Source organism: Shewanella sp. 10N.7, assembly GCF_020806285.1.
Lineage (GTDB): Bacteria > Pseudomonadota > Gammaproteobacteria > Enterobacterales > Shewanellaceae > Shewanella > Shewanella electrodiphila.
This window is the reverse complement of record NZ_JAJGZS010000048.1, coordinates 1-16,389: the sequence shown is the minus strand read 5'-3', so window position 1 is coordinate 16,389 and position 16,389 is coordinate 1. Positions and strand designations below refer to the sequence as shown.

The window sequence follows — 16,389 nt, the reverse complement described above, 5'->3', positions numbered from 1 at the left end:
CACGAAATAATTATTAGAAACAACAAGATATTGAAAAAAGATTGGAACATTCATGACATTTGGTGATCAAATTTATCGCCAAACAAAAATTACCACGAGTAAATGCCATGAATGCGAAACAAGTTTTATCAAAATGTCTATCGATTGTCACCCCGTTAATGCACAAAACTCGCCGATAAAGTTTGTTCTGTGCAATCGAAAGTTCAATGAACGGAGGCTCCCTTTCAATTACAGGCCTTGGCCGTAACATTGAAAGTAAAGCACTGGAAAAACATAAGATTAAACGTGTTGATAGGCTTTGTAATAATGGCCATTTACATCGTGATATCGAGTTTGTCTACACACGCATGACTTGCTTACTAATCGGAAGAATGAAACAGCCGATAATTCATATCGATTGGTCTGATCTTGATGACCGAAAGCAACACTTTCTCATCAGAGCATCGCTTGCTGCTCAAGGTCGTTCACTGACACTTTATGAAGAAATTCATCCGCTAAATAAGTCGGGTCAGATCAAACTTTCACTATCCAACACCAAATGAACCTGCGGATTCGATCGTCTCCGTTGGAAGTGTCCGAATGCGTTAAGCTAATTTACGTGATGGAGGCAGGACGCCGACATAGCCTTAGATTGAGCCACGGATGGCGAATCTGAGGCGGTAGTAAATTCGCTTAATTATGCATGAGGATCAACACTTCGTCGGAGCGGCATGGGTGATCCAAGAGGGGGATTGCTGTTGTTTCCCCTCTTGGTCGGGTGTGGGTGGAAAACCCACGACTTTAAATCTTAGTGACCGAAGGTCATAAACAAAACAACATGGCATTCAGGCATCCTGCCTATCGACGCCGACAAAGAATAATCATGGGTGTCACTGTTAATTGTGTGGGTGTCACAGTTAATTGATGGCCCTTAGCTTGTCTAAATTTTCATTTCTGAAATCAGCTATTATTTCTCACCGTCATCATTAGCGGCTTGATAACCGGCTAAGTTATTCAATGGTGTTTGTTTTGTTTTTTTTTGCATCTTTTTTGGTGTCTGTTTTTGTTGCGTCCTGCTTTTTGGTTGGCTTTGGTTATGGCGGTATATCAACGCTATTAATGATGGGCCACCACAAACAATAAAATAAAGTGAAAGGAAAAACTTAGCACTTGCCCCCGCAGAAATTAAAACTAATATAGCGGTCAGAAAAGCAGCATTTAAACCTAGTGAATATTTAGATTGTGAAGTCATGATCTCAGTACCCTGGTGATGGATCCGCCCTTTTTGAGGAAATGGAGTCAGAGCAACTTATTCGAAAGACTCCAATTTCACTTACTGATTCAATAATCTCCGTTGGAGCTGTCCGAATGCGTTAAGCTAATTGATGAGATAAAGGCCACCCATTGTATTAATCATAAATCGCTTGCCGATATGTTGAATCAAAGCCAACTAATAATTTTTCGACATAAAGTAGATTAAGCTCGTTGGGTTTGAAATTTTTCCCCATCGATATTTTGTCTCTGTACTTAATAAGAGCTTCTTTATCTCGCATCAAGAATGCAATATTCGCATTCACAAAGTCATTCCACATTAACGGGAAATTATCCAAATCTTCCTCTATATCTATGACAGATTTTGCATAAACAATTGCAGTTTCATATTCACTATTGAATGCTTTCATTTGCGCTAGATGCCACCTTAAAGAACTTTTTTGGGATTGATTAGCAATTATGTATAACTCTAAAAGTTCAGCAGCTTCTTTGAAGCAAAACATCTTCTCAAGTGGACGAAAACCGTTATTCTCAGTTTGATCAAACTCTTCATATGTAAAAGCTAGCTCATTTTGAATTTTGCTTTTTAACAAAAGTTCACATTCATTAGCAAGTAAATCACTAGAGGCAATCAGCACCAACATGATAATTAATCTTTTAAGCATAAGTTTGAACCATATCCTTTGCTTCATAAACTTAACAATATGATAAGACTATTGAACATTCCCATTAGAGTAAACTAATAAGCGCGCCAAAGTAAACTTATTAGAAAAACTCCAACTTCACTTGCAAATTCAATGACCTCCGTTGGAAGTACCGAATACATAAAGCTAATTTACGTGATGGAGTCAGGTTATAAGCAAGCATCCATGTCATCGCGGCATTTGTATATCCTTATACTTCAGATACCAATCTGAGGCGGTAGTTAATTCGCAAATAAGTACGAGCCTATTTTTTACAAGAACCACTTCGTCGGAGCGGCAAGAATCTTTATATATGAATCAGCGAAAAGGGAAATGCTGTTGTTTCCCTTTCGTCACTTTTAGTATAAGCAAGGGCAAAGCATCACGACTTTAATCTCTGTGGCCGCAGGCCAAAAACAACAATGGCAACATTACTGTTGCCATTCATCAATCACTACAATGCTGATGATTAATATCAGCAGTTAAACGTGCTGATATCAATCATCTCGGGTTAGCACTTCTAACAATTCGATTTCAAAGAATAGATCAGAATTAGGCGGGATTTTATCGCCAATTTTTCGTTCGCCATAACCAAGATGAGCAGGGACTGACAGTTGGCGTGTTCCACCTACCTTCATTGGGTTGTCACCAATAATACCTTGATACCAACCTTGGATAACCCGTTTAGCGGAGATCACCACTTGAAATGCTTCTGAGCTATCAAATACGCTGCCATCGGCTAATTTACCGGTATATTTACAGGTGATTAGTGCACCTTTTTCTGCGGCTTTACCTTCACCAACCGTGATGTCGGTAATATTAAGTTCTGCAAGGGAAGTCATACGAATGCCTTTTCTATAAAATAATGCCGGGATTATAACAGCAAACGGGCATTATTCTGATGCTAAAAATAACTAAGAATCAGTTATTCAGCATCGTTTCTAACCGCTAATTAACTCTTTCCAGCTAACCAATACATCTCCCACAACCGCCCTATTCTCATCAATCTCAATTGTTCACTAAAACTGAATATCAGCTGAACCAACTGGCAATTTAAATGAATAATTACAACTATTTAATCTTACATCAAGCTTGTATCAAGTTGATGTCCTGATAATGAGTTATCGATTAAACCAACAGCTAACACCTTTAAAATTATTTCTTAAAGATAGCGCTTTAACCTAAATAGATAAGCCAGTTTGTAAACCACAACCCTTTCAAGAGGACAAAAAATGGAACCCCAGTTAGTCGAAGTGAAAGACTTCGTATCATTCACCTTAGCCATAGAATAATCATGGGTGTCACAGTTAATTGACAGTTAATTTAACTCACTAGCCACTTGAAACTGACTGCTAACTGCTGATTAGCAAGAGTTCAACATTGAAGTATTATAATAAGTATCTCAGTGGGAATGATGGACACTTCACGGTGCTAAACGCTAAAATAACGACTCGCGGCTGCACATCAATTTCAGTCAACTCTAGAGAAAATACAATGATTGTAGAAAATGTGCTTCCTGAAAATTATGCAGAAATGCTTAATGTTTGGGAGAATTCAGTCCGAGCAACTCATGACTTCATTACAGAAGAAGATATTGAGTTTTTTAAACCAATCATCATTGAGCAAGCTTTTCCAGCAGTGACCTTGAGATGCGTTAAAAGCGAAAGTGGTTCAATTATTGGCTTTGTGGGAACCCACAATTCAAAGATTGGAATGCTATTCATCTTAAATGAAACGAGAGGAAAAGGTGTTGGTAAAATGCTACTGCAATATGCCATTGAGCAATTAGGCGCAACCAAAGTTGACGTGAATGAGCAAAACCCATTAGCTGTCGATTTTTATAAACATATGGGGTTTAAGGTTGTTTCACGCTCGCCACTTGATGATATGGGAAAACCATTTCCAATTCTGCACATGACTTTATAACGTTCGGTTTGTCGTAACCACATTTGTTAGAAGAAACGCTCAAAGCTAATAACTTTGGGCGTTTCCGTTTTTGTTTTTGTTTTATTTTTGTCTCGGCCATTTAAGTCACCGCTTTTTTATACCCTATTCAACCGCTGAGTTTGTAACCCTATTCGTAGTGATTGAAAGTATTAAACAGTTCCTAAGGCTCGCCCGTTATTTGGTTTCACTCTTAACCATAAAACACCAAAGATTGTCGTGAATAAAATGCTTGATGGTGGTGTCGCTCGTCATGCTTTGCCCATAAGAGATCTTATAGTTGATAGCAGTAATAAACTGGGTGTAGTTGATTTTGAACGTTCCACTTTACGTCGTTCAATTTTCCGCTTCGATTGGTATGTAGCTAAAAAAGTCACTCACTACCATTTATACCGTTTAATTGCTCAATTTCAGCCCGATTTACTCACCAGTAAACAGGCCATGAAACTGAATATCGTCACTAAGTTAAGACGTGCATTTAATCGATAAGTCTATTTAAATAGCAAAAATTTCATCTATCAACCAAATCGGATCGCACCTGTTGCTCGCTTAGGCACAACACGTTAGGCTCAAGCCCTATTTTCATCTTTTGGCTTATTAAATGACACTTGAAGTGATACTGCTGTTACTAGCAGGATTTTTTGGCGGAGTGCTAAATTCACTCGCTGGAGGCGGCAGCTTTATTACCTTTCCAGCACTGATTTTTGTCGGCGTACCGCCTGTCATGGCCAATGCCACCAATACCTTTGCTTCATTTGTGGGTTACCTTAGTGGTGCATTTGCCTTTAGGCATGAACTCAAGGCGCATAAAAAAGAGTTGGTTGTTATCCTGCTAACCAGCTTTTTAGGTGGCGGATTAGGCGCATGGCTATTACTGTTAGCACCAGAAGCCTTATTTCAACAAGCCATTCCTTGGCTGCTACTTTTTGCTACTGTGCTGTTTATTTGGGGCGCAAAGATTAATCAACTCGTCAGTCAGCTATCTGGTAAACATAAATACGCATCCCAACTTGGCGCTGTACTTTTATTCTTAGTTCTTTTATCAATTTGTATCTATGGCGGTTTTTTTAATGCAGGGCTTGGGATTATTGCATTGAGTTACTTAGCCTTGGCAGGTCATTCAAATATTAATGCGATGAACGGAATTAAATTGGTGATTTCATCTTCAGTCTCATTAATCGCAATTGTGCTGTTCGTCTACCATGATGCTATTGCTTGGTTTGAAGGCAGTGCTGTGCTGATAGGTACGTTATTTGGCCGCTATATGTCTGCTCATATATCAAAACGTATTTCTCAGCAGCATATGAGAGCTTTTGTCATTGTAATGAGTTGCGCAATTACCTTTTATTTTTTTATAACGACGTAAACCCACCTTGTTTAGCTTTAGGAAGCCTGCCTTTTTAATCGTCTTTTAGATTTTTATTTATAGCTTTATAATTTTTAGACCAAATCATTGTTTATATTTGTTTAATTTATATACTAAATAAAAAGAGCAAATAAAGAAGTGATGAAATGGCAATTAATGACTCAGAACCTGATTTACCAGAACCAATACGAGAGCATATAGGTCACCTGTTAATTAAAGTATTAGATTATTTCGATATACAATTTGAACGCCACGATATCGCCTCAGATATCAGTTTAGTTGTTATGGTTATCATCTTTTCTGTCATTGCTTATTTTACAATTAAACACCTGACACATGTCATCATTACTCACCTAGCTAAAAATCAAAACACCAATATCAGACTGACTGTTGAGCGTAAAAAAGTACCAAACAAGTTAGCCATCATCATTCCCTTTTACTTTGTTATTACAGCAATTGAGCTCATCATAGGTAAAATCGGTTTTGTACCCGATCTCATTAATACCACGTTAGCAGCATTAGGTGGTTTACTCATTTTACGAGTAATTTTCAGTAGCCTCGATACGTTTCTCATCCTAGCAATGACCCATCCTGTCGGACAGCGTTTTCCACTTCACGGGATTGTACAGTTTTTCAAAATATTAATGGCTTTCATCGGTATACTGATTATTACTTCACAATTTTTAAATCGCACCCCCGTCTATCTTCTTTCAGGTATTGGTGTTGTCGCTGGTATGTTGATCTTCATTTTTAAAGACACCATTCTTGGTTTTGTCGCTGGGATACAGCTTGCTGCAAATGACATGGTATCCATTGGTCAATGGATACAACTGGATAAACACAAAATTAACGGTATTGTTCAAGAAGTCACACTCACCACAGTGAAAGTTCAAAACTGGGATAACACCATTGCCATGGTTCCTTCGCAAACCTTAATGAATGAACCCTTTGTAAATTGGTATGGGGTTGATCAAATTGGCGCTAGACGGATAAAGCGATGCTTGTATGTTGATATCGACACATTAAATTTTGTTGATAGTGATATGTTAGCTAAGTTGAAGCAAATCGATTTAATATCACCTTATCTTAGCCATAAAGTTGAGCAGCTAAGTGAATATAATGATGCCCTGCCTGACAATACCCCTATGGTGAATCATCGAAAGTTAACCAATTTAGGCTGCTTTAGAGAGTACATGACGCGTTATATTGAAAGTCAGGGCAACATTCGTCATGACTTAACCCTGATGGTTAAACAATTAGAAACCAATAATTTTGGTATTCCGCTAGAGGTATATTGTTTTGTGAACACCACAGTATTAAGGGAGTATGAACAAGCCCAAGCTGACTTGTTCGATCATTTTTATTCCATCATGGCTGAATTTAATTTAAAGCCGGTTAAAGTACCGCTTAAAGTTAAAAACAATATAGATAACTAGTGGCCAATAATTCGTTCTAGAAGTGGTAACGCACGCCGCCTATTGCTTCTAGCTCGACTTTAACGTCATCCAATAAATACAAGGTTGGCTGTGCTTCGATAAAAAAGGTAAATCGCTCTACCATAGTGTGAGCACCAAAAATCGCTCTAGCGCCTAATTGAATGTCATTATTTTTAGAGTCAGCAACTTTACCACCAACGCCCCAGTAAAAATGTTGCTGACCTTGGAAGTTAAAAGTTTTATCTAAGGTAAATGATAAATCATCAAAGCCAACACCAAATTTATAATTATCCATTTTGATATTAATACCTGAGTCACTCCCCACCATTAGTCCCACTTCTGGAGCCGCTTTGGCTTGAGCTGAAATCATTATGGTGATTAAAATGATGATTGAGGTAAACAGTGTCGCAGACTTCATGAATATCCTTGCTAGATGCTGAAAAGGCGTCATCCTAGCGAGATTGCATATCAGTGTAAATTAGAAATCCCTGTCCTTTCTTTTATGAACATTTATTTATAATAAAGCTTCATTTCTGATAACCATTTGATAGCGCAATAGCATCAAGCTAAGTAATGTCCGTCTAAAATGAGCTTATTAATGCCAAGATAGTTTGTGACGAGATGGCTTGTAACAAGATGGGTTGTGAAAAAAATAATAGCGCTAAAAAAAGCTGTTGGGAGATTGAATGAAATAGCTAGAGTAATTTTAAGAGAGTGTAACTAACTTTGTGTAACAGCTTATCAAACAGTACTCAATATAATATCGAGTACGGAACCGATTCAAATACATCTCAATCTATGAACAAGTTCCGATTATCTTACTTTAAGATAATTTCTCGCATTCTATATTCACCGGTTAAGGTTCTAACTTCTGGGTATTTGGCTGAAATTTCGTTAGACTTTTTCTCGTCTGACTCACTCCATTTTTTCATAAACTCTTGGTACTTGGTTTTATTCGGTTCGATATCAGCAGCATTAGCAAAACTGACCACCAGCAACATATTAAAATCACCGCTCGTCGGTAAATCACTGCCGTATATCTTCCAATCTTTAATATAACCAAGCTCCTTTTGTAGCTTTACAGCTTTAACCCAACTACTGCGTAAACCCGCTAGGTAAATATCACCCATATTCGGATCAACACGCACCGTCGTCATCATCATTATTTCGGTGCCAAGATCATAATCTTCAAATACTTCTAATCTATCCTTTGAAAATGCAGAACCACTTACTAAAACGCATAACAATAATATTAAGGTCTTGTTCATGTCGTTCACTCCTATTGCAATCATTTTGGTCACGATATAGCGACCAAATGTGCATAGAAAGTATAGCCAAATGGGCTATAAACGCATGATTAAATGCAAACGTCAGTCTTTTCAGTTTATTAGATTAGAATTTATACTGACAAAATAAAGTGATGTCATTCAAAAGTAATACAAGCTTATGATGAATATAGATAAAAAAAGAATACCTAAGAATGACACCGAATGTTCAGCAACAAACGCTGGTATAGAAATGATCAACTAACTCCATTATAAGCCCCTAAAAAAAGCCTGCTAAACGTTGTGTTAACAGGCTTAAATGTAGCACTTTGGTTGTACGCTATTTATCGGCAATAACTAGCCTGTTGATAAAAGCGTTTTCCTAACGATAATCGCAATTTAAAGTCACAATATTGGATAACAAAGTTAAAGCTCTTTGGCAGTATTGCCTGCAAATAGACTTTGTATTTTGGGTGTAATACTAATCAACTGAGCAGTCAGTAAGCTCATGCTATAACCTAGCATGGCACCTATCAGTAATGGCGGTAAAATCGCGGCAAGATCTGCACTCATTGCAAAAGTAATGCAACAACCTATAAAAGCGCCAGGGATAAAAGCGAGCTTTTTATAACTTGCCTGTAAACACATTGCTGCTGTAGCAATACCCGTAAAGGCATAACCTATTATCGGAGATATAAAGAAACTACTGCCTGAAATGATTAACCATCCCCAAAACACGCCCGATAAATTAGTACTCATGGCCATAAACATGCCTTTAATACCGGTTTCTGTTTGAGCAAAAAAAGTGCTGCAACTTAAAAAACCTATCCAAGTCACTAATTGGAAAACGTCGGCAACGCCTGCCCACAATGCTGCTAATAAACCTGCTGAAATCGCGATTTGCCAACGATGTTCCATAGCTAACCTCTTGAAATAGTCTTAATTAAGAAACTGAGTGTTTATAAAATAACACAATAGAGGTTAATTTACGCTATTCAGGCACTAAAAAAAAGCGACCCAAGCCCAGTTTTGATGAATGAATCAACAAATTTTCGATAAAAAACACGTAAACATTCAATATTACTAATTTGAGATATAGCTTGTGACGACTGTAGGAACCACTTTTTCTAATCATTAGAAATCTGCTTCAATCATTTTTTTGTCGTATAAGTATTGAATTTAAAACGGAACAAGTGATAGGCATCAAATTTTGGTAAATCAACTACATAAAAAAGGTATAGATTTGTATTTTCATGCTTTACACAACAGTTTGGACTTATTGAGTCATTTACGCTGATATCCATCTAATAAATGATTACAAACCAATCGCCCTTTTCAAATGAAAAGCTTGCACAGTTGGTGAAACCAAAAGACTAAGGCTTGCTCATGAAAAAATACTTATCTACTTCTAGGCTGAACCTTGCTACCAGCTCTTTAGACTGGGTAATGGGGATGACGATTAAGCAATCGCTCAGTTTAAAAGATGCCGTCGCATTAACTGATGTGACTAAGCTGACTGTGCCAGAAAAGCCCATCGAAACACTTTATATTCATATTCCTTTTTGCCATACCCTTTGCCGTTTTTGTTCATTTCACAAAATTAAATTTAATGAAGGTGTCGCCAAGGCTTATTTTAAGGCGTTAAGACAAGAAATTCGCATGGTGATAGCCCAAGGTTATCGCTTTAATCGGGTATACATTGGTGGCGGGACGACAACCATATTAGAAGATGAGTTGATTAAAACCATCGAGATGATTAAGTCTATTACCACGGTACGAGAAGTGTCCTGTGAAAGTGATCCAATCTACTTTAAAGAAGGTAATCCACATTTACTCAAAGGTTTGGTAGATCGCATGTCGATTGGGGTGCAAAGCTTTGATGATAAAATTCTAAAAGCCAGTGGCCGATTTGAAAAATTCGGCAGTGGTTTGCAACAAGCTGAATACGTTAGCCGTGCCATTGAAGTGATCCCCACAGTTAACTTGGACATGATGTATGGCTTTAAGATGCAAACGCCAGATACTGTTGCCAGTGATTTAGCTCAGACCATTCGCTTAAGCCCAGATCAAATCACCACTTACCCTTTAACCGTTGGCATAGGCCAAAATCGCAAGAAAGCAGGTTGTTTAGCAGGTAGTCCTGAAGAATTATGGCCACAATTCTTAGCGGTAAAAGAAGCAATGGCTGAACGTTACATCATGGAGTTCCCGTGGACATTCAGCCGTAACTTTGGTCAGCCAGTAGAAAATAAATACGTTTTAGATGGCGAAGATTGCTTTGGCGTTGGCTCAGGTGCTTTTGGTCGTTTTGGTGAACAGTTTAGAATTTCAAGTTTTGATATTCCTGACTATATTAGCCGAATCGAATCAGGGCAAACAGGTACCTGTTATACCAAACCATTAGAAGCCAAAGCCCTATTACAACATCACTTAATGATGATGATGGGTCACGGCACACTGGACAATCAGCAGTTTAAAGCCCATACAGGCAAAACACTTTGGCAAGCTTTTCCACTGGAAATGAGTTATCTGATTTCCGCTGGGGCTTTGACTAAGAAAGGCAATAATTACCAGACCACGGTTGGAGGTCAATTTATTGCACTGAAAATGTTCTCAGGCTTTTTGGCTGGTATGGATTACTTACGTGAACAAGCACGAGACTTGCCTTTAACCATGGCTGTTGATGAATCTGCAGAAAACAAATCTGATGAGTCTGCTATCTTTACTGGATAAGTCGTCATAAATAAGCTCAAGCTTGGTTTAACTGCTTATTCAGTTAAACCAATACAGAAAACATAACCCGCTTTTTATAAAGCGGGTTCTTTTTATAAAGCAGATTGATTTTATAAAGCGGATTTTTTATAAGGCAGAGTGTTTTTAAAAAGCTAGTTGCCGTTTTATATCCCTATCAACCTGGTGGTCATGTTTATTTCGTTATTGCTCAGATAATAGAAAATCAATTGCCTGAACTAATTTAGGTGAGTCTGGATCTGATATTCGCGTAACCCAAACCACTTGTCCTTGTCGATTAATAAACACAGTCGTTGGAGTACCTGTTACACCATAGCGTTTTGCAACCTTGTCACCATTTATCAAGGTTGTCATGTCGATGCCTCGCTCCTTTAACACCTTCGCTGGCATTGCACCTTTATCTTCATTGAAGCTAATCGCCACCATTTCAAGATCAGATTCACTATTCGCTAACCTTAATCGTTCAAGCCCTGGTTGAAGCTTTTTACAATAAGGGCACCAAGTGGCCCAAAAATGAATCACAACCGGTTTGCCCGCTTGCTCAGCCAATGACCATTCATTGCCTTGGGCATCATTGAGTATAAATGCTTCAGCTTGAGGAAAATGATGTTCATCAGTTAATGTCTCATCTGCCCGCGCAGCAGTTGAAAAAAGCAACATTAACAAGGTCAGTAAAGTAAAGGTCATTACCACCGCTGCAATTTCACGATACCGTCTATTTAAAATAAGTCTGTTTAAATTCTGCCTGTTTAAAATCGGGCTATTTAAAATCAGTCTGTTTAAATTAAGTCCGTTTAAGGTCAGTCCGTTGATAGGTTTCATAAGCATTCAATCCTATTAATAAAGTCGACAATCAGCGATAAGCATTCGCACTTGAATATTAAGACCGACTAAAACACCTTTTTTATTCAGGGCAGCTTACTGCTAAACGAGAACACAGCTCGCCAGTTGTTCAGCGGCTTGTTAAGTGACTGATTTAGATTAGTGTTTACGCATGTTTTAAAATAAGAATTCGACGTTAAGAACGTTTTACAAACAGGGTTAATCACGTTAGTTTGGTATAAAACAAAAAAAACAAAAAAAACAAAATGGATTATTGGGGAATATCTATGCAAAAATTAACCCATTGGTTAAATCAAGGCCGTTTTCATAAACATGCCTTTAAACCACACTTTGAAAATAACATTTTTGTCAGGCATGAGGGCGATAAGTCCAAACCAGCATTATTACTGATCCACGGATTCCCCACTTGCAGTTATGACTGGCAACCAATTTGGGATAGCTTAAGCCCACACTTTTATCTGATTACCTTAGATATGATTGGTTTTGGTTATTCCGATAAGCCGACAGACTTCCCCTATTCTTTTGCTGCTCAAGCTAATTTAATCGAAGATGTACTTACGTCATTAGATATTAATCAAGTTCATATTTTATCCCATGATTACGGTAATACCGTCACTCAAGAATTATTGGCAAGAAACAATGATGCTAAGCAAAAGCAAACGCCGCCTTGCTTTGAAATATTAAGCTGTTTATTACTTAATGGCGGCATTTTCCCCGAAGTGATTCATCCAATTCTCATCCAAAAACTGTTACTAAGCCCCATAGGTTTTATTGTGGCTAAAGGCATGGGTTATGACGCTTTCAAACGTAATTTCGACAATATCTGTTGTATTAACATTGACGATATTGAACTGAGAAAATATTGGCAACTGATCCAACATAACCAAGGAGACCGTATCTTTCACAAGCTGATCCAATACATGAAAGAACGGGTTGAACATCGTGATCGCTGGGTCGGTGCATTGCAACAATATAAACAACCCATGCGTTTTATTAATGGTTTAGAAGATCCTATTTCAGGGCATGACATGCTTAAACGCTACCAAGAGCTGATAACCGATGCAGATACCATCAGCCTTAACGGCGTGGGACATTACCCACAAGTTGAAGCGCCAGAGCAAGTTCTTGAACATGCATTCTCGTTCTGGAAAAGCCATAAAATAATGACTTAAAGCCTAGATTTACCTAGCTAAAACATCGCTTAAAAATAAAGCTGAGTTTTTACTCGAAATTGGTTAAGGTAGTTTATCGCCTAACAAATAAGCGAAATTGCACAGTAAATAATAAGCAAAAGGTTCAGCTGTCTGCCCATGTATTTGCACAGCTGAACCGACACGATAAACAGTTATGGAGTCTGTTAACCTTGCTTCGCTAGTATCGGCAGTTTGACAGATAGCAAACAACAAAGGACCGTATTATGCCGATTTATCAAGCTCCCCTTCGCGACTATCAATTCATCCTATCTGAGTTACTCAATATTTATCAGCAAACTGACCTTAAAGGTTTTGATGAAGTCGACCCTGAACTTACCGATGCCATTTTACAAGGCGTGGCTGACTTCACCACCGATATCATGTTGCCGCTTAATGCCTCTGGTGATCTTGAAGGATGTAAGCTTGAAGACGGAAAAGTGATAACACCAAAGGGGTTTAAAGCCGCATATCAGCAATACATTGATGATGGTTGGGCAACCCTTACCTGCGACCCTGAATACGGCGGTCAAGGCTTACCCGAAGTGATTGGCACCTTTGCCACCGAAATGAAAACCGCCACCAATATGGCATTTGCCATGTACCCGGGATTAACCCATGGGGCTTACTCAGCGATTCATGTTCATGGCAGCGATAAACTTAAACAAAAGTATTTAGAAAAACTCGTCAGTGGTGAATGGACTGGCACCATGAACTTAACTGAGTCTCATGCAGGGACAGATCTAGCCTTACTGCGCACTAAAGCTAAACCTCTTGGCGATGACACGTTTGCGATTAGCGGCGAAAAAATATTTATCTCATCAGGGGATCACGACTTAGCTGAAAACATCATTCACTTAGTGTTAGCAAAATTACCTGATGCCCCTGAAGGCGTCAAAGGTATCTCATTATTCGCAGTGCCTAAATTTATGGTCAACGATGACGGTTCTTTAGGCAAAGAAAACAGCTTAAGTGCCACAGCACTTGAGCATAAAATGGGAATTCATGGTAACTCAACCTGCGTGATGTTATTTGATGGCGCTGTAGGTGAATTAGTCGGTGCGCCTCATCAAGGCCTAAAAGCCATGTTTACTATGATGAACCAAGCCAGACTCGGTGTGGGTATTCAAGGGTTAGGTGTTTCAGATATTGCCTACCAAAATGCCTTGGTGTACGCCAAGGACCGAGTCCAAGGCCGCGCATTATCTGGGATAAAACATGCCGACCAAGCAGCGGATCCTATCCTGGTTCATGGTGATGTTCGCCGCATGTTGTTGTCGCAAAAGTCATTCAATGAAGCAACCCGAGCACTAATGGGTCAGCAAGCATTGTGGTTGGATACCGCTGAGCGCCACTCCGATCCTGACAAAGCTAAACAAGCGTCTGCGCTTGCGGCATTATTTACGCCTATTGTTAAAGGTTTTGTCACCGACCAAGGCTTTAAAGCCTGTGTTGATGCGCAGCAAATTTATGGTGGTCATGGCTACATCAACGAATGGGGCATGGAGCAATTTGTCCGCGATATTCGTATTGCCATGCTTTATGAAGGCACTAACGGCGTTCAAGCGTTAGATTTAGTGGGTCGTAAATTGTTATCTGATAAAGGGGCGACATTAAGCCTTTGGTCAGACATGGTGAAACAGTTTATTGGTGAGCACAGCGCTAATGACGCAATGAAGCCGTACATTGCAGGGCTAATGGATGCTGCTGCAGATTTAGAAAAAGCCACTGGCTTTATTGCAAAATCAGCCGCCACCAATCCAGACATGATTGGTGCAGCTTCAATGCCTTATATGCAATTATTTGGTATCTCGGCTCTCGCTTGGATGTGGGCGCGTATTGCAGCTACTTCTCTTGCAGCCATTGAAGCTGGAACTGATGAACAGGCTTTTTATCAAGCTAAGTTAAACACAGCCAGCTTTTACATGAACTATTGGGGTTGTCAGACACGAAGCTTACGCAAACAAGTAGAAATGAGCAGCGCAAACATTGCAGCATTTGACGACAATGACTTTTAAGCGGTGCTATTAAACCGCATTAACTCTGCAACCAAAAAACAAAAACAGCGCCAATAGGCGCTGTTTTATGATCATAACGAAGTTTGATAATTTATCTAGGAATGAAAGTCACTTGCTTATAATAAAATTTAATCATTTTTAAACTCAGTTTTGGAAAGAAGTGAGTTGGCTAACGGGCTAATAAAGCTTGGCTATAATTGGTGAGTCACGAACCAAGCCAAGCTTTTTTAGTTCATGCGTTGATTCGTTTGTTAGCTGTATTTACAACCAAAACTGCCACCACTTTTTTGATTTTTGTATTTTATAACCTGTTGATTCTTTTTCTCTGGGGTTTCGATTATCATCGTATTCGATCCCCTGATACTCACCACTATGCCCCGTTATTACTATTTTCCCAGTATCTAGCCACAATAATACTCTTTCAGCTTCTTCTGCAATCTGAGGATAGAGTTCATCAATTTTATCATTGAAACCATCTGGACAAGTTAAACCAAGACCGTAACCCAACCCAAGGTTATCCATGAAACCAAATCCTTCGCAATATAGGTCATAACATTGCTCGATATATATATGAACCTCGTTCGGCTTGGCAATTATTTCATGGAGGATGTTGCGAATACTCCATTCATAATATTTTCCTATAGAAAAATACTTTGAAAGTACTTTTTGGGCTTCATATAAGCCAGATGGCGTTTTGTAGTTTATTGAAATGATTTCGAGATAATCATCAGAGTTTAAAGTCTGTTCAAGTATTATTTCCGTGTACACCCAATTCTCGAAGTCAGATAATTCGATTTCTTTGGATACTAATTTGTAGAAAGTTAATTCGACAGAGTGCAAACTATTCTCTCAATACGCTAACGCCTAGCACAACGGCGTAGTGATGCTGGCGACTTTTGTGCGTTTTTTTTGCGCAAAAGATGCCAATATTAAGGAGTCCGTTGGTGCTTTTGGTTATGTGATTATTCCCCGAAAACTTCATCTAATACGCCGAATACATATTCATGTGTAAAAGAATTTCCGCCGCAGTGCATAAGCTCATTTTCGCTGGCAAGAAACGTTAAGTAAGGGTTAACTTCAATACCATCGAATTCTATACCAGCGGTATCGTCAATAGTACACGCGATGCTAAAAGCTATATTACCAGTGACTTCCTTTAGTTTTTCACCAGTGAGACCAGCCTCTTCAAGCTTACCTTTAATCTGTTCAATGATTTCACCTATAAATATTGCTTGGTGTTCATCGAATTTATCAGCATCAAGTTTTAGTTCCATTTCGTGATTCCTGATTTCACATAACAGCTTATTAGCGAGAATTCCGATAAACACCCCTAGGCTACTTATCAATACTCAATCACTTTCCAGCTTAATTTGTTAATAATTTTAATAACTTAACAGCCATCAAAATTTAAATCAATCGACTAAATCGTGGATAAAACCGAGAATAGAGATAACCGAGAATTATCTTGGGTCGTTATGTAAACTTCTTTTAAGCCAAAACGCTAACTTTTCAATGATATAGGATTGTTTGATTGGTAAACCCGAGAATTTTTTATTAGTTTTTATTGGCAAGGTTGTCTTATATCACTACTTCAATCTAATCCATTGCCTGCCGCAGGCTTATGTGCAGATACATCCAAGAC

General features: G+C 38.6%; 16 protein-coding genes and 1 pseudogene. 8 read left to right on the top strand and 9 right to left on the bottom strand.

Features of this window, described 5'->3' with window-relative positions; genetic code table 11:
- Positions 1–107: 107 nt before the first annotated feature.
- Positions 108–530: pseudogene (locus LMH66_RS19970) on the top strand (IS4 family transposase); the annotation flags it as partial.
- A 416-nt stretch (positions 531–946) separates the two neighbouring features.
- Here the strand turns inward: LMH66_RS19970 and LMH66_RS19965 are convergent.
- From LMH66_RS19965 to LMH66_RS19955, 3 genes are all read right to left on the bottom strand, one after another.
- A complete protein-coding gene (locus LMH66_RS19965) occupies positions 947–1,231 on the bottom strand; it encodes a hypothetical protein (RefSeq protein WP_229372631.1) in 285 nt (94 codons plus the stop codon).
- A gap of 157 nt (positions 1,232–1,388) precedes the next feature.
- Positions 1,389–1,916, bottom strand: coding sequence for a hypothetical protein (locus LMH66_RS19960; RefSeq protein ID WP_229372629.1), 528 nt, complete (start codon positions 1,914–1,916; stop codon positions 1,389–1,391).
- A gap of 515 nt (positions 1,917–2,431) precedes the next feature.
- Positions 2,432–2,776, bottom strand: coding sequence for an FKBP-type peptidyl-prolyl cis-trans isomerase (locus tag LMH66_RS19955; protein WP_229372626.1), 345 nt, complete (start codon positions 2,774–2,776; stop codon positions 2,432–2,434).
- 652 nt (positions 2,777–3,428) lie between these two features.
- On the opposite strand from LMH66_RS19955, the gene LMH66_RS19950 reads away from it, so the two are divergent.
- From LMH66_RS19950 to LMH66_RS19935, 4 genes are all read left to right on the top strand, one after another.
- Complete coding sequence (locus tag LMH66_RS19950; RefSeq protein WP_229372624.1) at positions 3,429–3,860, top strand: GNAT family N-acetyltransferase; 432 nt, start codon at positions 3,429–3,431, stop codon at positions 3,858–3,860.
- Positions 3,861–4,097: 237 nt separating this feature from the next.
- Complete coding sequence (locus LMH66_RS19945) at positions 4,098–4,367, top strand: hypothetical protein (RefSeq protein ID WP_229372622.1); 270 nt, start codon at positions 4,098–4,100, stop codon at positions 4,365–4,367.
- A 112-nt stretch (positions 4,368–4,479) separates the two neighbouring features.
- A complete protein-coding gene (locus LMH66_RS19940; protein WP_229372620.1) occupies positions 4,480–5,244 on the top strand; it encodes a sulfite exporter TauE/SafE family protein in 765 nt (254 codons plus the stop codon).
- Positions 5,245–5,390: 146 nt separating this feature from the next.
- Positions 5,391–6,680 carry a mechanosensitive ion channel family protein gene (locus LMH66_RS19935; RefSeq protein ID WP_229372617.1) on the top strand — a complete coding sequence of 430 codons (1,290 nt, stop codon included), beginning with the start codon at positions 5,391–5,393 and terminating at the stop codon, positions 6,678–6,680.
- 16 nt (positions 6,681–6,696) lie between these two features.
- Here the strand turns inward: LMH66_RS19935 and LMH66_RS19930 are convergent, their stop codons facing one another.
- The 3 genes from LMH66_RS19930 to LMH66_RS19920 form a co-directional block, all read right to left on the bottom strand.
- Positions 6,697–7,098 (bottom strand): hypothetical protein, encoded by a 402-nt coding sequence (locus LMH66_RS19930; RefSeq protein ID WP_229372615.1) that lies wholly within the window; start codon positions 7,096–7,098, stop codon positions 6,697–6,699.
- Between the two features lie 400 nt (positions 7,099–7,498).
- A complete protein-coding gene (locus LMH66_RS19925; protein ID WP_102528820.1) occupies positions 7,499–7,948 on the bottom strand; it encodes a hypothetical protein in 450 nt (149 codons plus the stop codon).
- A 423-nt stretch (positions 7,949–8,371) separates the two neighbouring features.
- A complete protein-coding gene (locus tag LMH66_RS19920) occupies positions 8,372–8,863 on the bottom strand; it encodes a DUF1097 domain-containing protein (protein ID WP_229372613.1) in 492 nt (163 codons plus the stop codon).
- Positions 8,864–9,331: 468 nt separating this feature from the next.
- On the opposite strand from LMH66_RS19920, the gene LMH66_RS19915 reads away from it, so the two are divergent.
- Positions 9,332–10,678, top strand: coding sequence for a coproporphyrinogen III oxidase family protein (locus LMH66_RS19915; protein ID WP_229372611.1), 1,347 nt, complete (start codon positions 9,332–9,334; stop codon positions 10,676–10,678).
- 201 nt (positions 10,679–10,879) lie between these two features.
- Here the strand turns inward: LMH66_RS19915 and LMH66_RS19910 are convergent, their stop codons facing one another.
- Positions 10,880–11,518, bottom strand: coding sequence for a TlpA family protein disulfide reductase (locus LMH66_RS19910; RefSeq protein WP_229372609.1), 639 nt, complete (start codon positions 11,516–11,518; stop codon positions 10,880–10,882).
- A gap of 287 nt (positions 11,519–11,805) precedes the next feature.
- On the opposite strand from LMH66_RS19910, the gene LMH66_RS19905 reads away from it, so the two are divergent.
- Together LMH66_RS19905 and LMH66_RS19900 are read left to right on the top strand one after the other, a co-directional pair.
- Positions 11,806–12,711, top strand: coding sequence for an alpha/beta fold hydrolase (locus LMH66_RS19905; RefSeq protein WP_229372606.1), 906 nt, complete (start codon positions 11,806–11,808; stop codon positions 12,709–12,711).
- 245 nt (positions 12,712–12,956) lie between these two features.
- Positions 12,957–14,747, top strand: a complete 1,791-nt coding sequence (locus LMH66_RS19900) for an acyl-CoA dehydrogenase C-terminal domain-containing protein (protein WP_229372603.1) — start codon at positions 12,957–12,959, stop codon at positions 14,745–14,747.
- Positions 14,748–15,008: 261 nt separating this feature from the next.
- On the opposite strand, the gene LMH66_RS19895 is transcribed toward LMH66_RS19900, so the two are convergent.
- Together LMH66_RS19895 and LMH66_RS19890 are read right to left on the bottom strand one after the other, a co-directional pair.
- Positions 15,009–15,587: a hypothetical protein gene (locus LMH66_RS19895; protein ID WP_229372602.1), complete on the bottom strand. Its 579-nt coding sequence runs from the start codon at positions 15,585–15,587 to the stop codon at positions 15,009–15,011.
- 122 nt (positions 15,588–15,709) lie between these two features.
- Entirely contained in the window at positions 15,710–16,021 is a 312-nt protein-coding gene (locus LMH66_RS19890) for a hypothetical protein (RefSeq protein ID WP_229372600.1), read from the bottom strand.
- Between the last annotated feature and the right edge of the window lie 368 nt (positions 16,022–16,389).